20 protein-coding genes and 2 pseudogenes are annotated in these 23,191 nt (G+C 34.0%); 9 read left to right on the top strand and 13 right to left on the bottom strand.

Going from position 1 to position 23,191, the window contains the following annotated elements:
* Positions 1 to 57 precede the first annotated feature (57 nt).
* Complete coding sequence (locus tag AC2CGR_RS07235) at positions 58 to 363, bottom strand: luciferase domain-containing protein (RefSeq protein WP_000010316.1); 306 nt, start codon at positions 361 to 363, stop codon at positions 58 to 60.
* 204 nt (positions 364 to 567) lie between these two features.
* Between AC2CGR_RS07235 and AC2CGR_RS07230 the strand changes: the two genes are divergently transcribed.
* The gene (locus AC2CGR_RS07230) at positions 568 to 1,956 is read left to right on the top strand and encodes an HD domain-containing protein (protein ID WP_087963859.1); all 1,389 of its coding nucleotides are present in this window, start codon (positions 568 to 570) and stop codon (positions 1,954 to 1,956) included.
* 179 nt (positions 1,957 to 2,135) lie between these two features.
* Positions 2,136 to 2,768: a cupin domain-containing protein gene (locus AC2CGR_RS07225; RefSeq protein WP_033701426.1), complete on the top strand. Its 633-nt coding sequence runs from the start codon at positions 2,136 to 2,138 to the stop codon at positions 2,766 to 2,768.
* Positions 2,769 to 3,552: 784 nt separating this feature from the next.
* Here AC2CGR_RS07225 and AC2CGR_RS07220 read toward each other — a convergent pair.
* Positions 3,553 to 4,809: an exosporium glycoprotein BclB-related protein gene (locus AC2CGR_RS07220; protein WP_205687601.1), complete on the bottom strand. Its 1,257-nt coding sequence runs from the start codon at positions 4,807 to 4,809 to the stop codon at positions 3,553 to 3,555.
* A 446-nt stretch (positions 4,810 to 5,255) separates the two neighbouring features.
* Between AC2CGR_RS07220 and AC2CGR_RS07215 the strand changes: the two genes are divergently transcribed.
* Positions 5,256 to 5,546, top strand: coding sequence for a DUF4183 domain-containing protein (locus tag AC2CGR_RS07215; RefSeq protein WP_001121647.1), 291 nt, complete (start codon positions 5,256 to 5,258; stop codon positions 5,544 to 5,546).
* A gap of 61 nt (positions 5,547 to 5,607) precedes the next feature.
* Here AC2CGR_RS07215 and AC2CGR_RS07210 read toward each other — a convergent pair whose 3' ends face one another.
* Complete coding sequence (locus AC2CGR_RS07210) at positions 5,608 to 6,456, bottom strand: DUF4183 domain-containing protein (RefSeq protein WP_484480691.1); 849 nt, start codon at positions 6,454 to 6,456, stop codon at positions 5,608 to 5,610.
* Positions 6,457 to 6,663: 207 nt separating this feature from the next.
* Here AC2CGR_RS07210 and AC2CGR_RS07205 point away from each other — a divergent pair.
* Positions 6,664 to 7,178, top strand: a pseudogene (locus AC2CGR_RS07205) (BclA C-terminal domain-containing protein).
* 404 nt (positions 7,179 to 7,582) lie between these two features.
* On the opposite strand, the gene AC2CGR_RS07200 reads toward AC2CGR_RS07205, so the two are convergent.
* Positions 7,583 to 8,140 carry a helix-turn-helix domain-containing protein gene (locus AC2CGR_RS07200; RefSeq protein WP_061687914.1) on the bottom strand — a complete coding sequence of 186 codons (558 nt, stop codon included), beginning with the start codon at positions 8,138 to 8,140 and terminating at the stop codon, positions 7,583 to 7,585.
* Positions 8,141 to 8,252: 112 nt separating this feature from the next.
* Here AC2CGR_RS07200 and AC2CGR_RS07195 point away from each other — a divergent pair, with 112 nt between their 5' ends.
* Positions 8,253 to 8,837: a LysE family transporter gene (locus AC2CGR_RS07195; protein WP_087963855.1), complete on the top strand. Its 585-nt coding sequence runs from the start codon at positions 8,253 to 8,255 to the stop codon at positions 8,835 to 8,837.
* Between the two features lie 198 nt (positions 8,838 to 9,035).
* Here the strand turns inward: AC2CGR_RS07195 and AC2CGR_RS07190 are convergent, their stop codons facing one another.
* Positions 9,036 to 9,773, bottom strand: a complete 738-nt coding sequence (locus tag AC2CGR_RS07190) for an N-acetylmuramoyl-L-alanine amidase (protein WP_087963854.1) — start codon at positions 9,771 to 9,773, stop codon at positions 9,036 to 9,038.
* A 236-nt stretch (positions 9,774 to 10,009) separates the two neighbouring features.
* Here AC2CGR_RS07190 and AC2CGR_RS07185 point away from each other — a divergent pair, with 236 nt between their 5' ends.
* Entirely contained in the window at positions 10,010 to 10,270 is a 261-nt protein-coding gene (locus tag AC2CGR_RS07185) for a hypothetical protein (protein ID WP_087963853.1), read from the top strand.
* A 1,042-nt stretch (positions 10,271 to 11,312) separates the two neighbouring features.
* Positions 11,313 to 12,047: pseudogene (locus AC2CGR_RS07180) on the top strand (collagen-like protein); the annotation flags it as partial.
* An 85-nt stretch (positions 12,048 to 12,132) separates the two neighbouring features.
* Here the strand turns inward: AC2CGR_RS07180 and AC2CGR_RS07175 are convergent.
* The 5 genes from AC2CGR_RS07175 to AC2CGR_RS07155 all read right to left on the bottom strand — a co-directional run bounded on the left by AC2CGR_RS07175 (position 12,133) and on the right by AC2CGR_RS07155 (position 18,359).
* A complete protein-coding gene (locus AC2CGR_RS07175) occupies positions 12,133 to 13,929 on the bottom strand; it encodes an ABC transporter ATP-binding protein (RefSeq protein WP_087963852.1) in 1,797 nt (598 codons plus the stop codon).
* Positions 13,922 to 15,676 carry an ABC transporter ATP-binding protein gene (locus tag AC2CGR_RS07170; RefSeq protein WP_087963851.1) on the bottom strand — a complete coding sequence of 585 codons (1,755 nt, stop codon included), beginning with the start codon at positions 15,674 to 15,676 and terminating at the stop codon, positions 13,922 to 13,924. Before AC2CGR_RS07170 ends, AC2CGR_RS07175 begins: the two co-directional genes overlap by 8 nt.
* Positions 15,677 to 15,897: 221 nt before the next feature.
* Positions 15,898 to 16,494: a DUF1349 domain-containing protein gene (locus AC2CGR_RS07165; RefSeq protein WP_087963850.1), complete on the bottom strand. Its 597-nt coding sequence runs from the start codon at positions 16,492 to 16,494 to the stop codon at positions 15,898 to 15,900.
* A 33-nt stretch (positions 16,495 to 16,527) separates the two neighbouring features.
* Positions 16,528 to 17,412, bottom strand: a complete 885-nt coding sequence (locus AC2CGR_RS07160) for a GNAT family N-acetyltransferase (RefSeq protein WP_087963849.1) — start codon at positions 17,410 to 17,412, stop codon at positions 16,528 to 16,530.
* A gap of 257 nt (positions 17,413 to 17,669) precedes the next feature.
* Positions 17,670 to 18,359, bottom strand: coding sequence for an MOSC domain-containing protein (locus tag AC2CGR_RS07155; RefSeq protein ID WP_087963848.1), 690 nt, complete (start codon positions 18,357 to 18,359; stop codon positions 17,670 to 17,672).
* Positions 18,360 to 18,515: 156 nt separating this feature from the next.
* On the opposite strand from AC2CGR_RS07155, the gene AC2CGR_RS07150 reads away from it, so the two are divergent.
* Positions 18,516 to 19,418 carry a LysR family transcriptional regulator gene (locus tag AC2CGR_RS07150; protein WP_087963847.1) on the top strand — a complete coding sequence of 301 codons (903 nt, stop codon included), beginning with the start codon at positions 18,516 to 18,518 and terminating at the stop codon, positions 19,416 to 19,418.
* A gap of 97 nt (positions 19,419 to 19,515) precedes the next feature.
* On the opposite strand, the gene AC2CGR_RS07145 is transcribed toward AC2CGR_RS07150, so the two are convergent.
* The 3 genes from AC2CGR_RS07145 to AC2CGR_RS07135 form a co-directional block, all read right to left on the bottom strand.
* On the bottom strand, positions 19,516 to 19,779 hold the full coding sequence (locus AC2CGR_RS07145; RefSeq protein ID WP_102990432.1) for a hypothetical protein: 264 nt from the start codon (positions 19,777 to 19,779) through the stop codon (positions 19,516 to 19,518).
* 51 nt (positions 19,780 to 19,830) lie between these two features.
* On the bottom strand, positions 19,831 to 20,955 hold the full coding sequence (locus AC2CGR_RS07140; protein ID WP_087964384.1) for a C45 family autoproteolytic acyltransferase/hydrolase: 1,125 nt from the start codon (positions 20,953 to 20,955) through the stop codon (positions 19,831 to 19,833).
* Between the two features lie 150 nt (positions 20,956 to 21,105).
* On the bottom strand, positions 21,106 to 22,149 hold the full coding sequence (locus tag AC2CGR_RS07135) for an aspartate-semialdehyde dehydrogenase (RefSeq protein ID WP_087964383.1): 1,044 nt from the start codon (positions 22,147 to 22,149) through the stop codon (positions 21,106 to 21,108).
* A 129-nt stretch (positions 22,150 to 22,278) separates the two neighbouring features.
* Here AC2CGR_RS07135 and AC2CGR_RS07130 point away from each other — a divergent pair, with 129 nt between their 5' ends.
* Entirely contained in the window at positions 22,279 to 23,151 is an 873-nt protein-coding gene (locus AC2CGR_RS07130) for a LysR family transcriptional regulator (RefSeq protein WP_087964382.1), read from the top strand.
* Positions 23,152 to 23,191: the final 40 nt, after the last annotated feature.

Below are 23,191 nucleotides of genomic sequence, written 5' to 3'. Positions count from 1 at the left end.
AACGATTAAGGAGGGATGTGACATGAAAATATATTTTTACTCATCTATTTTATTTCATTATTTTTTTATTCGGTCATATTGCATACGAAATAACTCAATTGCAAATGGTATATCCTCTTCACTCTTTATATAATAACTGATCCATCCTGATTCAGGTAATACGTGATGTGGTTTGACCAATCCTTGTTTTACTAATTCATCCCGCTTTAACTTTGGAAATGGTAAATCAACTAACTTATCTCCATGCAGATGACCAAGTTCTTTCTTGCCATAATTTATTTCAATGCCGCCAAATCGATGCGGTTTTTCAGAGACACCTGCCCAGCCAAGCACTTCATTTCTAATCATTTCACTAAATGACATGAACCTTCACCCCTTATTAATGATTGATGTAATATTAAATTAACACGTTCTTTACTTTTTTCCATCAATCCAAAGTATGAATGGATATACGAATATAGTTTCATCTCAACACCTTTATTTTTTACATAATTAAAATAATTTCAAAGGGGATTTATTCTATTATATAGAATTACTATTAAAAATAATTTTAAGGGACGGATTTATATGAGCGAGGTATTATTACAAAAGGCAAATTATCTACAATCTAATGAATTAAAACTCTTGAAAAAAGCTATATATTTTGCAGAGCAAGCACATGATGGACAATACCGTCAAACTGGAGAACCATATATTATTCATCCTTTCGCAATTACAGAAATACTGCTAAATTATAAAGCTGACATTACAACATTGATTGCTGCTTTATTACACGATGTTGTAGAAGATACCGAATATTCTCTAGAAGAAATCGAATCACATTTCGGTGCGACTATTCGATATATTGTAAATGGATTAACAAAAGGGAAAAAACAACAAGATCAAAACAAAGTATTATACGAAGCAATTAATTTTAAAAAATTACTATTATCCTCTCAACATGATATACGTGTTGGCATTATTAAAGTTATAGATCGCCTTCATAATATAAAAACTTTGAATGTTAAAAAACCCGCGAAACAAGTAGCATATGCGAATGAAACATTAACACTTTTTGCGCCACTTGCAAAGCGACTTGGATTATATACAATCCAGTATGAATTAGAAAATCTTGCTTTTCAATATTTACATAAAGAAAGATATAGCAAGGTACTTAAATTCTTAACGGGATATGTTCCACATCTTCAAAAAAATATAACCGATTTAAGCAAAGGAATTCATTCTTTTTTTGATACTAACCTTTCATTTGAAATAAGCTATGAGTTCCCTCCGATTTATACTGCTTACTCACAATTACAAGAAATACAAAACGTATCAGAGGTTTCACAAATTTGTATTACAACTACAAGTGTACTAGATTGCTATAAAATTCTTGGAATGATACATCAATTATACAATCCAACTATAAACTATTTCGAAGACAATATAGCACTTGAAAATAGCTATTTTAATAACAATTTAAAAACTAAAGTCAATATGAATAATAATGAACAAACAATTATCATTCAAACACAATTAGCAAAAACATTAAAAGATAACGGCATTTTTTCTTTATTAAATAATAGAACTGCAAATGTCCAATCCATATCTTATAAAATAATGAATGATACAATTGTGCATAACAATTTATTAACTACAGATCCAATTGCGTTCCACAATCTAGTATCGTACGAACTATTTGAAAATACCATAACGGCTTATACTTCAGATTTACAACCTATTTATTTACCAGATGGTGCTACAATTATTGATTTTACTTTCTCTGCATTTCCAAAAATTGCACATAACATGAAAAATGCAAAAGTAAACGGTATACCTGTTCCACTTAAAACAAAGGTATCTCATTTTGACATCATAGAAATCCATTTTGGTTTAAAACAAAACTTGGCATTAGAGTGGCTAAATTACGCCAATACCGCTAAAGCACAATTCATTATTCATCAAAAACTATCTTGAATAACAGACCAATACCTCTATGAAAAAGGATTGGTCTGTTATTCAAAATACGAAATACAACCCATATTCTTTATGGCATAGGCAAATTTATTATGATACCAACAACCGCACATAACAAACACTAGACACATATCCTAATTTTATAACCTTACTTACTAATAGAAAGGCAGGTAATACAATTGACTTCTAATATCGACTACACCTCCCCCTCAACTAATTTCACTTATGATTTAAATAAAAGTAATTTTTTTCAGAAAGATGCTCAAAATTATATAAACGTACTTGGCATGAAACAATTAAATACGTTAGAAAACACTTCTTTATTAGATATTTATTTAAGTTCAGGTAATGTTGTAGAACCACATATTCATCAAAATGCAGCTGAACTTGTTTACTGTATTTCAGGATCTGCGGTTGTTTCTTTACTTAATCCATTTACGAATCAACTATTAAACTTACCGATAAAACCAGGGCAAGTTGCCAACATTCCACAAGCGTGGTGGCATTATGAAATTGCTACAGCAGATAATACTCATTTATTAGCAATTTTCGATGCCCCAACACCAGAAGTTATTTTTGGTTCTGATATTTTAAGATTAACTCCCGCTAATATAATGGCCCATACTTACTGTCTCGATGAGCAACAATGGAAACAAGCGGTATCCCCTATTCAATCCACTACAGTAATTGGTCCCCCAGTAAATTGTAATAAAAACCGTGGAACGATAAACCCAACAACTCAGCCTCCTAATCTACAACAAAATTTATATTACCAAGATTCATATTATTTCCCTCTTTACTGGGGATATTAATTTATATTATGAAAGGACAATTATTTATCTCCTCGGAAAATACGTAGGAGATTTTTTTATTGTATACCCATTCCTATTTATTATCGTAACAATTAATAGAGTACATACATATAATAGTTATATATTTAATTGGAGGTGATAGTACTATGAGTAATTATAACTATCGAAAAAACTACTCTCATAATAAAAATAGTAGTTCATCAGCATCTTCTCAGTCTTCAAATTCTCAATCTTCCAATTCCCAATCACAAAGAGACTTAGCCGAGCAAGGCTATGTAAAGAAAAAAGGATGTAACTGTAATAAAAACAAATAGTTTATTATTAATTTGAACAATAACATTGCAACGCTCACGATAAATAATGTACTTCCCTTTTATTTAAAAGATGAATTCTATTTCTAATAGAATTCATCTTTTTTATTTATAGATAATTTTTCAAAACATATAACTTATTTCATAAACAATAGATTGCAAATCATAAATTTTGATTTTTCTTTTATACCAACTTAACAAAGACTAATTTCTCAATTGATTTATCACCTATCTTCCCATAAAGTGAAACTTTCATCAGTGGAGGTTTTCTTCATCTCCCACTGATTATTAGCCCTCACCAATCGGGCTTTTATGGGCAGCCCGACCCCCACCTAACTTCTTTGCCTTCGCTGAATTTTGAGGTGAGGGTCTTACTGCTCATTAATGCGGGATAAAATATAGCCCTTCCTAATTATATTAGGAAGGGCTATATACAAATGCCAGTTCAAATTTCAAACAGACATTATAGCAAACTAGACGATATTAATACCTGCACTTACAAATCCAGCTACTGCAGCTATTGGACTTGCTGCTGTTAATGAAACGTAAAGTAGTATTTTATCTCCTGCAGCTACTGGGATAGCTTCAGGTACGATACCTGATGCTGTAGAACCAATTGCTATCGCAGCAAATGCTGGTGTTAATAATAGAGGCGCACCCTGTACTGTAAACGTATTACTTGCTGCAGGTGCAGTTAATATTTGTATCTGCACTTGAACAGGTGATAATGGAGCTAATGCAGCTGTTGCACTAAAGAAACCTGCTAATGAAGTAATAACTCCTGCGCGTGGTGCTACAAATGCATAATCACCAACACCTAATGCTAATGTGATACTAGTTCCACCTGTTAAAGCTACGCCAGGCTGACTAAATCCAAATCCAAGGAGTGTTCCTGTATTAGCTATTAATGCGTTAACTAACGCAGATGGTGTTGTACCTGAAGCGAATGGAATAATAGCTCCGCCACCTGTTGCTCCTGTTGCTCCTGTCAAACCTGTTGCTCCTGTTAAACCTGTTGCTCCCGTTGGGCCTGTTGCTCCTGTTGGACCTGTCGCTCCTGTTGGGCCTGTTGCTCCTGTTAAGCCTGTTGCTCCTGTTAAACCTGTTGCTCCCGTTGGGCCTGTTGCTCCTGTTAAACCTGTTGCACCACCAGTACCTGCTGGACCTGTCGCTCCTGTTGGGCCTGTTGGACCTGTTGCTCCTGTTGCTCCTGTTGCTCCGCCACCAGTACCTGCTGGACCTGTCGCTCCTGTTGGGCCTGTTGCTCCTGTTGGACCGCCTCCTGGAGTAGCACCAATTAATTGAGTTAATAAGTTTAATAAAAGTTGTAAACTTGCAGGGTCAATAATTAATGAGAAGAAGAATGGTGCAAGAGCACTGTAGAATTGTTGTAATAAAGAAAGTAATTGACCTAAATTTGGATTAGGAGATTGTAGTAAGTTAATAATACTTTGAATTAATTGTTTTAAGAAATTTCCTTCTGGAGAAGGTGCTAATTCATTTAGTAAGTTCAATAGCTGAGTAAACAAATTGAGTAAAGCTAATCTGTTTGCATCACTTGGATTTGCAAAAAACGCTGCAATTGCCGAAATTAAAGAGTTTAGTAAAGTAATTAATCTACCTAATTGCTCACTAGTAATTGGAACTGTTTGTGGATTGTTACAACATTCTGGAGTGAACACAATCGGATTATTGCAGTTGTTATGACCAAAACAATTGTTATGTGACATTTATTTCCTCCTGACTTGTCTTATAGTTGAGTGTTTTCCTATTCTAAGAACCATAAAAGTTCCGATTGAAAAAAAAACAATTGAGTTATTTTTTCATTTAAGATAGGAAACATGAATGATAATTAAACTTGAAAACTTAATTTAATTATGTTCATGACTCACATATTAATTATATGTTTTTAATAATTGACTGCTTAGATTAAACACCTAAACTTAAGAGTTTATTTTATTTTTCCACGTTTATCTCTTAGGTCCAAAAGCACATTTTAATCTGAATATAAAAACTAAACATTATCATATAACCAACAAGTAACAATAATATGTTTATTAAAATTGTGTTCCCTCTATTATCATGAAGCCGTTTCTATTATCAAAAACTTTCATACAATATAGTGGACAAGTTATTCTATACTTCGTTCCAAAAAAATTTAGGGAGTGAAAATTAATTGCCAATTATTCAACCATTTATGGCATCTAGAAGATTTACATCTACATTAGGAGCTGGAACCGGAACTGGTGCAGCTTTCGCAATTGCTGCTACAGCTTGTTTAAACGATGCTGGCACTACTGCAACTGCTTTTCCGACTTTTACGTATTACAACTTATATGTAAACGGCATTCTTCAACCTAGTGTGAACTCCAGTGTTACTACTGGACCTACTGGTGCTATTACAATTCCTGGCGGAGATGCATTAGACGGTGGAATTCCAATTACAATCGAATTTATCGTCACTTAGTTTTAACTACTTTAATGTAGAGCAAAAAGACAGATCCTTTTTATTTAAGAATCTGTCTTTTTTAATTAATGATGATAAATTGTAAAATAATTGAAGAACCTTGTGATGGTGGTTGATTATCTAACAAAGTTAGCTGGCCAGTACTAACCTGATATAATGGTTGTGGTTGAAGTATTCCATTAATAAACAAATTAATATACGAAACCTCATCAGGAGATAATATGTGAGTTGTACCATATTGAGCTAGCCCATCTGAATCTGTATATATTAGTTTTTCTCCATCTGAAAAAGTGTAAAATAATAAATTAGTTGTTGTTATGGGGCCAACAACTCCAGTTGGACCTGTTGCTCCCGTTGGACCTGTTGCTCCCGTTACTCCTGTTGCTCCTGTTGACCCTGTTGACCCCGTTACTCCCGTTGCTCCTGTTACTCCCGTTACTCCCGTTACTCCCGTTGCTCCTGTTACTCCCGTTGAACCTGTTACTCCCGTTGAACCTGTTACTCCCGTTGACCCTGTTGCTCCCGTTGACCCTGTTACTCCCGTTGACCCCGTTGCTCCCGTTGACCCTGTTGCTCCTGTTGACCCTGTTGCTCCCGTTGACCCTGTTGCTCCTGTTGCTCCCGTTGACCCTGTTACTCCCGTTGACCCCGTTGCTCCCGTTGACCCTGTTGCTCCTGTTGCTCCTGTTGCTCCCGTTGAACCTGTTACTCCCGTTGACCCCGTTGCTCCCGTTGCTCCCGTTGACCCTGTTGCTCCCGTTGACCCTGTTGCTCCCGTTGACCCTGTTGCTCCCGTTGACCCTGTTGCTCCCGTTGGAATATAAATTGGCGGAAGAACCGGAAAAGTAGGTCCAATATTTTCTGGTCTTACCATACCTTTATTCAAAGATAATTTTTCATTGCTGTTCAATTTACTACCTCATTTCACATTTTGTTTACTAATTAACAAAATAAAATCTCTATTATTTTAGAAAAATTCCATAACTACTTTTTCATACTCAAATGATTTTATATAAAGTAAACTTTTTACTGTTACTATAACTAGTAGTATTAATATAATAAAATGATAGTTCCATTCCAAAATACTAAATCAGTTACATTTTAATTTAAAAATGAGGTGATTTATATTCAAGATAAGAATGAAAAATGAAAAAAGGACTATTATCAATAGCTCTTGGAATTATACTTCCATACAGGCTTTCAGGTCCTACTGGGCCTAATATTACAACAAACTCCATGTTCGCTAATAACACGTCAGGTGGTCCCATTTCAGTTATATTAGGCGGAACTAATATTCCACCTTTTAATAGCCAAAGTCTCGGTAATTTTACAGTGAATGCTTCAAATGATATATTTACAATTCCTGTTACTGGGAGATATTATTTAACCTATCAAGTTAATACAACAACTGCACTACTTGCTGGTACAAGGCTACTATTAAACTCTTCGACTCCACTTTCCGGATCTATTTTTCCCCCCGCGTTATCAACTTCAAATTATAATAATAATTTAATAATTAATTTAACTGCTGGTAATACAATTTCACTTCAACTATTCGGCGTATTATCCAGAGTTAATTTAGTTGGAGGTGGTTCAACAGGTGCCTCTTTAACAATTATACGAATCGATTAAAAAATGATTCGTTCTTTTTATAATAATCATTCTTAAATGCTAAAATAGTAACTACTAGGTCATTCCTTTAGTTTATATTTTAATAACTTCACGTAAGTGATTATGCAATAAGAAACACTTTGTACTATATTCATAGTACAAAGTATCTATACTAAATTTTCCGTATATACATTATCAATTTACACTCCTCACTGCTAATGTTACATTGAATATGAAGATAGTTTCTCAAATGCGAACCATCTCAAAACATATTTGAGAAACATACTCCAATCCTATACGCGAGAGCAACACTCTGTTGACACTCAAATGAGTGTCTTTTTTTGGATTATAATAAATAAAACCATCTCTTATAGATAGATGGTTTTATCATTACGCCTTTCTTTATTTTTAAGGCAGCTGTAAATTTATGAAGTTGAATAATAAATGGTCATACTTAATCGAGTTAGCGTTCTTCCAAAATTACGATAGGAATGCGGTCTATCCGCCTTAAAGCGAATTGCATCCCCACTATTTAATCTATATTGACAATCATTTATTTCAATTGTCAATTCCCCTTCAAACACCGTTATAAATTCTTCGGTCCCTTCTTTATGGCCTTCCGAACTTAATTTTCCTTCTGCTTCAATTTCAACGGAATAAATTTCAAAGTTCCTATCATCTTGGAAAGGAAAAGAAGGATACACTTTATATCTTCCATTGTCTTCTGACAATACTTGAATATCATTTCGTAAAACAACTTTCGTATCCGGTTGCGGATTATTGATTAAAGAAGTAAAAGATACTTTCAAACCATTCGCAATTTTCCATATCGTTGTTAATGTTGGACTTGACTCTCCTCGTTCAATTTGTCCAATCATCGTTTTACTCACACCTGTTAATTGGGAAACCTTTTCTAAACTTAATTTTTCCTTCTCTCGTATTGTCTTTAAATTTTTCGCCAAAATAAGTTGAATTTCTTCCATAAGAAACACTCCTAAACTACATACAATATAACGACCATTATGTATAATAAAAAGTACACGTTATATTGTTCTTTTCGGTCATTATAACATACAAAAAATAGGGGGTTTTGAAATGCCTATATTTTCTTTTTTATTATTTGTTTTTATAAGTAGCTTCACACCCGGACCTAACAATTTTTTAGCTATGACATACGCTAATCAACATGGTTTAAAAAGGAGTATGCAATTTTGCTTCGGAGTAGCTTTCGGGTTTTTCATCCTCACTTCCTTATGTAGCTTCTTTAATATTGTCCTAATTAATATTCTACCCATAATCGAATTTCCTTTAAAAATCTTAGGTGTAGCATACATGTTATATTTAGCTTTTAAAATACTCACTAGTAAAGCTAGTACAGATCCCTATGAAAAGTATAATAAAAATTTATTTACAGTAGGGATTTTTCTTCAGTTTGTTAACCCTAAAGGGATATTATTCGGACTAACTGTAGTATCAACTTTTATTCTCCCTTATTACAATTCATATTCAAGTTATCTACTTTTTTCGTTATTTCTCGGTGTAGTCGGGTTAATGAGTACATTTAGTTGGAGCTTATTTGGTTCCATGTTCCAAAAACTATTATTAAAACATACAAGATCATTTAACATCATTATGGCCGTTTTATTAGTTTTCAGCGCTATTTCAATTGTAATCAATTAAATTCAAATTCTAAATTCTTTTCTTATTAAAAGTATGTTTTACAAATATAGCTGATATGTTCAATGAACATCCTACTTACATGCATTACTTAGTTTTAAGCCAGAATAAAAATTTAAAAAAGAGGATTATTCATTATAAGTAATCCTCTTTCTCAGGCCGATTATTTTGTAAATATTCTGTTCCACTAAACTCAAATTTTCACTTAATTTCATACCACCAGCCTCTACGATCAAGGTAATCCGTCATTCCTTTAAGTTGCGCATCTGAAGTTGGTTCAGATATAAAATATGTTAGACCATCAGATTGTAAGATGAAGTTTGCTGTCATTTTTAGGGACGTTAATGCTCCCATTACATCCGGTGTTTCATACGGTGAAAATGCTCCTGATTGAATGATATTTTTTTTGGATGGCGGAGTTGTCCCACCAGATTGCCCAGTTAATGCATAAACAATTGAATTTGCAATCTTATCTGGATTCCATTTTGCCATATCTGCTTCATTATCGATAAATCCAAGTTCAATTAAGATTGCAGGTGCTTTCGTATTCGCTAACACATAAAGATCTTTTCGTTCCTTTGCACCGCGATTTGACCAGCCAATATCTTTTGAAAGTTGTGCTGCTATCTTTGCTGATAAAGCTTGTTGATCATAGTAGAGCACTTCAACACCATTTGCTTTCGTATCATATGAGTTTAAGTGAAATGAAACTACTAAGTCTACATCATGTGAGTTTGTTTTTGATACGATGTTATTTAAATTTTGTGCCTGCGTTGTCCCTACTTCATCAGTATCATCATAAACTGTATGCCCTAATGCTCTCAATTTAGCAACAACTGCATCCTTAACTTGGCGATCCATAATGTGTTCTTTCCGACTCCCATAATTCGCACCTTGTACAATACTGTTATGTCCTGCATGTAAACTATATCTAGCCATTTTTCAACACCCCCTTTTTTATTAACATATTCAAAGCTCGTCTTATTGTCCGGTCAAATATCCAGTACAACACTTACAAATAATAAATAGGGCGCTAATCTATTTTTTTAATGAAAAAATCAAAAATAATACTTTAAGTTGCGGCATCTACTTTTTACCATTCATTTTAAAATCTTTTTATAATAATACAGAAAAATACGCTATTATATAAGTTATTGTTCTTTAGGAGGGATTTAATGGCTGATAAATATAAATTTTTAATTCTCATTGTTACAGCATTTTTTTCTTTCTTTTCCTTAATAAAAGATTTCCGTAACACTTCAAAAAGTTTCTTTTGGGGTAGTTTTGTAATTCTTACAAGCTTCATAATACTTTTAACAATCGCTTTAGATTTAACTCAAATACTCCTATATTCAACGCAAATTGCGCTTGAGATTATTACACTACCACGTAAACTATTTTTACCATCTGTCACTGAAGCCGCTAGTATTTGCTAACAAAGTATTTTCATTTTCTTATGCATGCCAAAATATATTTTGGCAAATTTGACACACATTCATATCAAACAAGCATATTTTATTGTATGGTGACTATCTAATAATACATTTTTTAATTTTTATAAGATTTTTTATTTTTAATTAAAAATCTACAACATTCTAAAACAGTATGCACATAATATCCTCAATTCCCTTTTTAAACATGAAACTTGTCTCAGAGCGCTTTTAACAGCGCTCTTTATCTTTAATAAAGGCTTTATTAAAATTCAGGTCAAAAATTAATACCCTATAGTCATGATAGCTATTTACTGGTTTCAAAATAAGTTGCATTAATAATATAGAAATGAAATACCCATAAAAATTATTACTTTACTATTTCTTTAAACATGCTAGTGAGGTGATTCTGATAGATTATCAAAACAAAGATATGTTCATTAACTTTTCACTTTTAGATATTAGCCATATTATCCTCCCACATCACCCGACTGGGCCTACCGGCTCTACTGGTCCCACTGGACCTACCGGGCCTACCGGGGCTACTGGACCTACTGGACCTACTGGACCTACCGGGCCTACTGGACCTACTGGTTCCACTGGGCCTACCGGGGCTACTGGACCTACTGGTTCCACTGGCTCTACCGGTTCCACTGGACTTACTGGCTCCACTGGACTTACTGGCTCCACTGGACCTACCGGGCCTACTGGTTCTACTGGCTCTACTGGTTCCACTGGCCCTACTGGCTCTACTGGCTCTACTGGCTCTACTGGCTCTACCGGTTCCACTGGACCTACTGGCTCTACTGGCTCTACTGGCTCTACTGGCTCTACTGGCTCTACTGGCTCTACCGGTTCCACTGGACCTACTGGACCTACTGGTTCCACTGGACTTACTGGCTCCACTGGTTCCACTGGACTTACTGGCTCCACTGGGCCTACCGGGGCTACTGGTTCTACTGGCTCTACCGGTTCCACTGGACCTACTGGCTCTACCGGTTCCACTGGACTTACTGGCTCCACTGGTTCCACTGGACTTACTGGCTCCACTGGGCCTACCGGGGCTACTGGTTCTACTGGCTCTACCGGTTCCACTGGACCTACTGGCTCTACCGGTTCCACTGGACCTACTGGCTCTACCGGTTCCACTGGATCTACTGGCTCTACCGGTTCCACTGGACCTACTGGCTCTACCGGTTCCACTGGACCTACCGGCTCTACCGGTTCCACTGGACCTACTGGCTCTACCGGTTCCACTGGACTTACTGGCTCCACTGGTTCCACTGGTTCCACTGGTTCCACTGGACTTACTGGCTCCACTGGGCCTACCGGTTCCACTGGGCCTACCGGGGCGGCTAGTGTAGGATTAACAAACTATCTATATGTTTTTGATACTACTAACCAATCAATTGCAGTGGGAAGTAGTGTTACTTTTAACACAAATGGACCTATAACAGGAACTGCCCTTAGCCACATCACAGGTACTGGAAATATTATAATTAATACACTAGGAACATATGTAGCAGAGTTTCAATTACAAGCTTCTCGCGAAAACCAATTTTCCCTTGCACTAAATGGTACACCAATTCCAGGTGGGCGTTTTGGTACGGGATCACCACATACAATAAATCAAGGTACTGCTGCTTTTACCGTAACAGTTGTTCCTTCAACATTGACTTTAATAAATAACACCTCTTCAGCAGGTACTATCACTCTCTCAAATAGTGATGGTGGCTCTTTAACAAATGTATCTGCAAGTATAAGTATTTTTCAGGTCGGATAATTGATTTGGCTAGAAAAGTAATTTATAAAGTTTACAAATATAAAAAATGAGGCTTCTCTTTTCTAGAGAAACCTCATTTTTTATATTAAATTTTAAACTGACTCGTATACAGATCAAAATAAAACCCTCTATCTTCCATGAGAGATTCATGATTCCCTTTTTCTATAATACTTCCATCTTTTATAACAAGGATTTGATCTGCTTTTTCAATTGTTTTCAGTCGATGAGCGATTACGAAACTTGTTCGACCTCTCATTAAATTGTTTAGTCCTTCTTGTATTTGTAATTCCGTTCTCGTATCAATATTAGATGTTGCTTCGTCGAGAATTAATATATCTGCATCTGCTAAAATTGCCCTTGCAATCGCAAGAAGTTGTTTCTGTCCTTGACTTAAATTCGATCCTTCTGAAGCTATTTTTGTTTCATATTGATTCGGTAAATGTTTTATAAAAGAATGTGCAGATGCTGCCTTAGCTGCATTGATTACTTCTTCATCGCTAGCATCTAATCGCCCATAACGTATATTATCCATAATCGTCCCAGCAAATAAATACGTATCTTGTAAAACTACTCCTATTTTACCTCGCAACGAATTAATATCATATTCTTTTATATTTTTTTCATCAATATAAATTTGCCCTTGCTGTATATCGTAAAAGCGCGTTAGCAAATTAATGATTGTTGTTTTACCCGATCCAGTTGGACCTACTAAAGCAATTGTTTCCCCTGGCCGCGCTTTCAGACTCACTTCTTTTAAAATCGTTTTATTTTCCTCATATCCAAATGAAACATTCTGGAGTGCAACATGGCCTTGTAAATTTTGTACAACGAATGCATCTTTTTTATTTTTGATTTCCGGTACTTCATCCATAATTTCAAAGACACGTTCCCCACCAGCAACTGCCGCTTGAATCGTATTCATTAAAGTTGCGAATTGACTAAGTGGTCTTGAGAACTGACGAGAATAATTAATAAAAGCTGCAATGACACCTACTGTTGTCATTCCATTTAAAACCATTACTGATCCCGTTCCAATTACAAGTCCCATACCTAAGTTATTAATAAAGTTCATACTTGGAAAAATAAAAGCTGAAAATGTATCCGCCTTCGTTGCTGAAACTCTTAGTTGTTCATTAATTTTATTGAAATTCTGTACGGTTTCTTTTTCTTTCCCGTATAACGTTGTAACATCCGCTCCTGTTATAGCTTCCTCAATAAATCCATTTAATTCTCCTAAATCTTTTTGACGCTTTGCAAAGTTTTTGCCACTATAAGCAACTAGTTTTTTTGTAACGAAAAACATAATAGGTACTGTAATTAAAGTAACAATTGCTAAGATCCAATCTAATGCGAACATCGCAATCGTCACACCTATAAAAGTTAGCGCTGATGAAATAATTTGTACAACACTTTGTGTCAACGCTTGATTCAAATTATCTATATCATTTGTCACACGACTCATTAAATCCCCTTGAGAACGTACATCAAAGAATCGTAAAGAAAGCGTTTGGATTTTCTCAAAAATATCTTGTCGTATTTTTTGTATCGTTTTTAATGCAACATTAACCATTACAAATGTTTGTAACCAAGTTAAGAATACTGTTACACCGTAAATCGCGATAAGTAACAAACACATTCTCGCCGTGCCGCTTAAATCTTTTGGTACAATATATTGATCGATAATTACTCCCATTAAATACGGACCTAATAACCCAAGTAACGTCGTAACAAACACTAAAAATATAACGAGCGTAAGAGCAGCCTTTTGATAGCCCATATAGTTCCATACTCTCATCACAGTTCCTTTCGTATTTTTAGCCTTCCCCATCTTTGGTGCGTTACGCCCACCTTTATTAGCAAATTGTCCTTGAAAATTACGCATGTTCTTTCCCACCTTCTTTATGTAAATAGCCACCTTGGGAAAGATAGATTTCTTTATATACCTCACATTGTTCTAACAGTTCTTCATGTGTACCATCACCAACTAATTCACCGTTATCTAATACAAGAATTTTATCAGCATCTATTATAGATGAGATTTTAGAAGCGATTAATAATGTTGTTGTTCCTTTATATTCTGTTCTTAATGCCGATTGAATGTTAGATTCTGATTTTGCATCCACTGCTGATGTAGAATCATCTAATATAAGAATGGATGCCTTTCTCACAAGCGCCCTTGCAATTGATACACGTTGTTTTTGTCCACCTGACAAATTCGTCGCACCTTGTGTTAAATTATATTGATAAGATTCTTCTAGTTTATTGATAAACTCAGTGGCACAAGCTGATGCAGCTGCTACTTCCAGCTCATCATGTGTTGCATCTTCTTTACCATAACGTAAATTCTCTTCTATACTACCTGAAAACAACAACGCCTTTTGAGGTACAAACCCTATTGAAGCACGGAGTTTTTGCAAATCATATGTTTTAACATCTATTCCATCTATACATATTTCACCTTGATCCACATCATATAGTCGTGGTAACAATTTCGCTAAGGTAGATTTACCACTTCCAGTCGATCCAATAATCCCTACTTTTTCACCTTTTTGTATGTTAAACGAAATATCTTTTAAAACATATTCATTATTTTTCGTATAGCTATAACTAACATTTTTAAATTCGATTTTCCCTTCGATTCTATCAGGTTCAATCGCATTCGCTTCGCTTATAATATCAACTTCAGCATTTAAAACTTGCTGTACACGATCCGCAGATGGAAAAGCTCGCGCAATTTGAATAAATACCATACTAATCGACATAAGTGACATTAAAATGATATTCAAGTAGTTAATAAATGCCAAAATCGCCCCTACTTGAAGAATCCCATTAAATACTTTTTCTCCACCAATCCATAATGTTGCGACAATCCCGCCGCTTACAACTAGCATAATGATTGGCATCATTAAAGAAATAAGTTGCACAGCTCGAATATTTATCTTCGTTAAATTTGTATTTACATTTCCAAATTGAGCGATTTCGTATTTTTGTCGTACATACGCTTTTATAACACGCACACCAGATAAATTTTCTTGTAACTTTGTATTCACTTTGTCTAATGCCTCTTGCACCTTTTTAAATGTACCACTTGCTTTACTTGCAATTAAAATAATCGCAAGTAATAAAATCGGAACAACTACAAGTAATATTGGAAATAACTCTCGCGCTGTTACAAAAACAATAATTATACTTCCGATAAATAACAGTGGACCACGAACGAGAACACGTAATGTCATCGTCATTGCCGATTGAATGGAAGTGATATCATTCGTCACAATCGTTAATAATTTACCTGTTCCAAATGAATCACGATTTTCACTAGAAAATGTTTCTATTTTCGCAAACACATCTTTTCGTATGTCAGTAGCGAAATTAACAGCTGCTTTTGTAGAATACATCATACACCCCAGTCCTCCAATTAAACCGAGTACTGCAGCTCCTATCATAAGAAGTCCCATTTTTATTACATAATTCATATCCCGATTTGCTATCCCAACATCAATAATATGTTGCATAATAGTCGGTTGAATTAAGTCCATCGCAACCTCAAGTACCATAAATAGCGGTCCAATAATAGCGAAGAACATGTATGGTTTTAAATACTGTAATAACTTACGAAATGATTTCATACATAATCTCCTTTTCCTATGAAATTACCACTGTATAATTCATATCCCTCCTTATTTAAGCGATATATTTTGTAATTTCTTTCTTACTTTTATTATATTATGTAAATTAATATTTAACATTATTAAATGATAAGCATTAATGACTTTCTGGTCAATAAATGTGCTTTGTATTATATAAATACAAAAACCGCATTCTTAATAAAAAGAATACGGTTTTTTATCTATATTTTTTCAGTTGTAAAACTTAAAAACTCAGTCTCAAATCCATTATTTTTAGAAGGACTACACGTGTAAAAACCTATTTTAATAGGCTCATTTCCTATATCCTCCATCAAATGAGCGATTCTTATTTGTTCCCATTGGTGGATCTTCTTCACATATATTGTATAATCACCACGTTTACGAACAATTCGAAAACGAAGTTGCTCGTTAGCTAATTCTGTTGGAAAGTCTTGTGTGGACCAATCGGAATATCCATTATTTGTTACGACAGCTCCTAAATGAGATGGACCATCTGGAATATATTCTAATGAAGTTTTCAACCAACACTTTTCCGAAATCATAACAAAAAGACCCGCTTGATCGAATTTTGAATTTGGATTCATACGCAATTGAACTTCAGCTTGAAAGTCTGTCATCATCTCAGTATAAAATACATGACCATTCATTACTTCAAAACCATAATGTGTTTTAAGCCAAAAATCTGTTTCGGCTTTCGAGCGGACAATCAACGCATGATTGTTATTAAGCTTATAATATTCAGGTACATTCATTATAGTAAGTTGCTCAATATGTTCTGGTATATGTGATATTTTCATAGTTCCTCCATAGAAAATCATTTATATGCACATTTAAAATTCTACTAATACTGGAAATTTATAACCTTTCAAATTCAACTCTCTATTGCTTCGAACCATTAAATACTTACTTGACTGTAATTCTGTAAACTGTACATCCTCAACCCCTAATTGATCTGGAGAGAAGTAAAATTCGATTTCTGTAAATCTTTCAGCAATTTCCCCGCATATTTCATCTAAAACTGGAATTACTGGTGCAAACACTCCATATAATTTCAACTTTTCATTATCTACTTCATACACAATTAGGGCATCTAACTTCTCTGAATAATACAATTTTTCATTCCATTTCGAATCATACATATTCAAATAAAACGAAGGACGGAAGTTTAATGTTGAAAAATTATTTGAAAGTCTTTGGCTACTATCTATAGTTTCATGTATTAACTTTCTATCCTCTTCCATATAATAATCTAGCTCTCTAAGTAAGGATTCATTATTATTCTTTTTATCATATGGAATAGTCATCAAATATTCCTGCACAACTTTAAAACCAAATGATGCATATAGTTCAGGTTTTTCCGTAAACAATAATGTACATTCACATTTCTTATCGATTTCTTCTATCATTTTACTCATTAATTGTGTCATGAGTCCTTGTCTACGAAAATTAGAGTGTGTCATTACCGATTGAATGCCTGCTGCATTTATTCTTTCACCATTTACTAGCAATGGTAGCGAGAATGCCGCAACATTTGCAATCGCTTTATCGTCATGTAAAAATGATAAAGCTTTGTATGTATCATCCCAATAACCTCTCTCTGAAAAATCATTCAATGTTTGAATTGTAATTCCAAACACTTCTTCAAATAAAGGAAATAACTGCTCTCTTTTCGGTTCTTCTATTAGAAGACTTGCCAATTTTTCAACATTCCCCATGTTGTACCTCCAAATGTTAAATTCCATTAAATTAGATATACTTATATAACCTACTCTTAAAAATAGAGGTCTTACCAATCAATATACTATCATAAAAAATAAAAAAAAAGTCTAATTAATTTTATGTTTTGACTATTTGAAAATAAGTCGAATAAAACAATATTAAGATTTCTGGATATTAATTAGTTTATTATATAAAAATAGCGCTTTCTAATTAGCTTTCACTAATAGAAATACACTATTTATAATAAAATATTTTATTCTTTTATCCCTTCAAGTCTTTCCTTCGTATTAATTTCTTCTCCACTTATACGCTTTTCAAAAGACTTTCTCCAACTACTTGAAAGTGCATTTACTTCTAATATCCTTTTTACCCCTTCAATATTTTGTTTTTCCTTGTGCATGATACGGTTAGCAAACGCCACTGAAACACCTTTTGGATCAGACTGTAGTCTTTTTAAAGTATCGACTGATGATACCCATCCTTCTTTTAGTACACGAAAATAAAAGCCTGTATATCCTGTTTCTTGAAAATATAGTGGTAACTTTGGAATATTATATTTTTTTGCTAATTTAAAACAAGGTTGCCTTGGTTGTGTCACCTGTACGATTGCCTGTCCGAGCTCAAACGTATCACCAATACAAACATCCTCTTCGCGCATACCACTAACTGTTATATTTTCTCCGAAAGCTCCATATACAAGATCTTGATTCAACTCTTTTTCCCAGTATGGATAGTGATCACCAGTATAAACACAAACTGCTTTATCTACTCCTCCATGATGAACTAAGTCAGCTTGTCCATCTCCATTAAATTTTACAAAAGATAAATATACCGGTTCCTTTACTTGTTTCTTATTTATGCCTGTATGAATTACTTTTCCGCCGTATGTAACCTCTTTTGGTAATCCTATATTTAAAGATAATAATTGATATTCATTAGCCATTCTATTTCCTCCTTTAAAGGTGTTACATGTATTTTCTCTCAGTTAATTTTTACAACCCTCTTTGTTATATAAAGATGATTATAAAACCTCTAAAATCATTGTTCAATTCAATTATTTATATAATAATGATAGGTATAACCTATTATTATACTTGAGGTGATTCCAATCGAATTAAGACAACTTGAATACTTTTTAGCTGTTTCAAAAGAATTACACTTCACAAAAGCAGCTGAGAAATTAAATATTTCACAACCTTCACTAAGTCAACAAATACGTGTATTAGAGCATGAAGTAGGAATGCCACTTTTCGATCGAATTGGTAAAAAAATATCTTTAACTGAAGCAGGGAAGATTTTATTATCACATAGTAAAACCATTTTTCATGAAGTCGAACAAGCTCGTTCAGCTATACAAGACCTAAACGGATTACAGCAAGGTTCCTTAACAATAGGGGCTTTGTTAACCGTCGTAAATTATTTACTACCAACAGCTATTTTAAATTTTAATAATTTATATCCCAATATAGAGCTTTCTGTATTAGGGCTTCGTACTAGAGATATTCATGAAAAATTATTACAAAACGAACTAGATATTGGAATTACATTTCTCCCAGTGCAAGATAAAGAGATTATCTCTATCCCTCTATACAAAAGCGATCTTACATTAGTCGTGCCCACTGGTCATCGATTGGCTGAACGTAATCATGTATCTATTGCTGAATTACAGAACTACCCTTTAATTCTTTTACCTAAAAATTTCTTTTTAACCGAACTAATTACATCTCAGTGTCAAAAATTCAACTTTAAACCAAGACCAATTTTAGAAATTAGCACGATGGAATCTTTAATCCAAATGGTTTCCAAAGGAATGGGAATTACAGTTTTACCCAAACCATATATAGACTTTTTACAAAATAAAAACATTCAAGCTATTAAAATAGAAAACCCTACTCCAACAATTGAAATAGGACTAATTTATAGAAAAGATAAGTATATGTGTGCTGCAACTCGAGAATTTATTGAGCAACTAAAAAGCACCGTACGTTCTTTCCAAAACTAAACAAAAGAGATTATCCTATGAAACCGTTTCACAACGATCTAGTAGAAAAATCTCTTTTCAAAACAAAGTAAACATTATATTTAAACTCTTTTAAATTTTAATGTATCTTTTTAGATATCGGAATATATTTAGTAAAATATGCACCAACTAGCAATAATACAATTGAAAATAACCAAGGAAAAGCACCGCCAAAATGAAACCAATATGCAAACATATTTAAGATTGCGAGTGAAAAGAAGCAAATAGAAGTTAACGCACTTTTCAATCCTTTTATACCGGATTTTTTTCTCTTTTGATAAGCCATATACATCGCAATGACAAGAAAAAAGATAAGAACAAATGGTAACATAACTTTTAGCATTGGTAATCCCTCCAGTATAAATGCACTCTTCATATTACCATCTTATCCCATTTATTCTTTAGGAATCAATTTTTTCTTATCTTCCCGCCAAAAGTCAGTATAAGTTTTATTTTTAAAGTTCACGTTCACCTCAGAAAACGGCATACTTCCTCCAACTTTCAATGAGTACCAGTCGTTTAAAAGGGGTGATCCGAAACAAATCTTCATTGTACGATCATGTAAATCGAATAATACAGAATGTAAAGTTCCAAACCATTCTTCATAGTTATGTACAGTTAGTCCAGCAGGATATTCTTCTTCTACTAACTTTTTTAAAGACTCTATGCTCACTTGTTCATATCTATTTAAATGCTCATGTAAAACGTGATATCTCTTTGTAGATTGTTCTAATCTCCTATTATTTAATTTCTGAATAGATGAACTAACTGCATGGTTTGTTGATACAATAAAAGCTTGATTTTCACCATCAATCGTTGTTGTGAATTTATGACCGTCAAATATTTCAATATGTGCTGCGTCTAATGGATCTGCTACTATTAGATTAATATTACTAGCAATTGGTATGTCTTCTATTAGTGACTTAGCCTCTTGCACATTTTTGCATTTCTCTAATAACAATCGAATTACCGCAAAACATTGTAAACCACTTACCGCTGGCTTTCTTAAACCCGCAATATTTCCTACCGGTTGTCCACATGCTGAAAATGTAACAGATAATCCATGCTCGTTAATCCCTTCCGTTCGGCCAAAATATTGAGTAGAAAAGCCACTATGTGCATATGCACCTTCAACATGAGTCGAACAAAAACGCATATCATCTATTACTGGTGACAAATCATAGTTTCTTAATACATAAGTATGCTTTAAATCTGTCTTTTTAGGTAAAACGGCACAATGGCTACAACCTGCTTTTAATAGGGTTTGATAATAATACATCATATTTTCAAATGGAATTTTTAATACTTCACAAAACCCTTCAATCTCTTCATTAATTCCTGGACAATATTGATTTAATATATTTCTAGATTCTGTCCAATGGATATGCGATATTAAGTTTTCTTGCTCTATAAATTGCGGAATAAGATAAGGATGTTGTTTCACAAATTCACCTTGTTGCTTACCGATGTCATAATGACTTCCTTTTAGCCATGAAAAATACCCCTTTACTTGATACATCTAATTCCCCCTTATTGAATTTATCCATATCGTACCAAATAAACTGTATTCATTCTTGATGTTTTTTACTGTCTTTCAAATCAAATGTGGCTGGGATAAAATAAAAACTAGGAAACTGTAATCATGAACAGTTCCCTAGTTTTCTTAATACTAAATGATTCCCTCTTCCACCATCGTTTCTGCAATTTGAACCGAGTTCCAAGCCGCACCTTTTAATAAATTATCGGAAACAATCCAAAGATGGAATCCGTTTGGTGTATCAGGGTCTTTTCTAATTCTTCCGACAAATGTATCTATTTTCCCCTCTGCATATACTGGCATTGGATACAACTGTTCACTAGGGTTATCTTGCAAAATAACACCTGGTGCATCAAGCAGTACTTCTTTAATTTCTGCAACAGTTGCTTCTTTTTCAAGCTCTATATAAACCGATTCTGAATGGCCTGATACAACCGGAACGCGCACACAAGTAGCTGCCATTTTCAAGTTTGGGTCTTCTAAAATTTTCTTCGTTTCTTGAATCATCTTTACTTCTTCAAAGGTAAAATCATTATCCGTGAATATATCGACTTGAGGCAATACATTGAATGCAATTGGATAATGTTTTTTATCTTTTTTCGCTGGTAATATAGTACTCTCCACTTCTTCACCTGCAAGCATTGACTTAGCCTGTTTTTTTAATTCATGAATCGCGTGAATACCTGATCCTGAAACAGCTTGATAAGTGGAAACGATAATTCGTTCTAAACCAAATGCTTTTCGTATTGGCTGAAGAGCTGTTACCATCTGTAATGCTGAACAATTCGGAACTGCTATTATACCTTTATGTTCCTTTAAAGTGTGCGTATTTACTTCCGGAACCACAAGCGGTACATCACGTGCCATTCGATATTCACTTGTATTGTCAATTACGATGGCACCACTAGAGACTGCGTGATTCACAAATTGCCTAGAAACTTCTCCTCCAGCACTAAAAAAGGCAATATCTACACCTTCAAAGCTAGTTGTTTTTGCCTCTTGTATTATTATCTCTCGCCCTTTAAATGGTACTACCTTACCAGCGGATCGCTTTGACGAAAGCAATGTAACTTCAACTATATTAAACTTTTTTTCATTCTCTAACAGTTCAATAATTTTTTGCCCTACCGCACCTGTAGCCCCAACAACAGCTACATGATAGCCCTTTTTGATCATCTTTTCTCCTCCAATTTCACTTAAATGAATCTTTCTACAAGTTTATTTTATAAAGAATTTAATCATTTGGAAAATTGAAATACGTGATATAATCATTCACAAATCATGATAATAAAAGAGGGATTACTTATGGAAATGAGACATGTTAAAACATTTTGTGCGATTGTTAAGTATGGTGGTTTTTCTAAAGCTGCTCATGCATTAGGTTATGCGCAATCTACAGTTACTGCGCATATGAAAGCATTAGAGAACGATTTACATATTCCTCTTTTCGATCGGTTAGGAAAAAAAGTACTTCTTACAAAAGCAGGTCATCAATTTCATCCTTATGCTTTAGAATTACTTGCAATTTATGAAAAAGCGCAAGAAATCCCTCAAAATACCGATCAATTAGAAGGTACATTGAGTATTACATCAAACGAATCATTAGCAGTGTATCGTCTTCCGCAATTATTACGTACTTACAAACAGAAAAATCCGAAAGTAAATATCGTACTGGAAACAACTACAAACGAACAAGCAATTAATAAGCTACGTGAAGGAGAAACAGATGTTATTTTCATAATTGGAGAAAGTATGGAACATAATGATTTTATTACACGTACTTTTAGTAATGAAACATTTGGATGGATTTTACCTCCCCATTACTCTACAGACTCTAACCCATTTTGTTTATTAAAGGATACTCAGTTTATTTTTACTGAACAAAGCTGTGGTTATAGACCAATGGTAGATCGTTTTTTACGTCAAAGCGGGAATATTCCAGAGAAAACATTTGAAACCTCCAATGTTGAAGTAATTAAGCAAGCTGTTATGTGCGAGTTGGGAATTTCAATTCTTCCTTACATCGTTGTGCAAGAAAATTGTCAAAAGGAACAAATACAATTCCAACCCATTGAAACTCCAGCTGTTATTCAAAGTCATGTAATCTATCATAGATCTAGATGGATTTCCCCTGTAGTACAGTCGTTTCTTTCACTATTAAAGGTTATGAAAGTATAAAATAATATGAAAGAAAACATGAGTTGAAATCCTTTAAAGA

The organism is Bacillus sp. LSHTCR4 (genome assembly GCF_057197025.1).
This window is presented reverse-complemented; position numbering and strand designations above follow the sequence as displayed.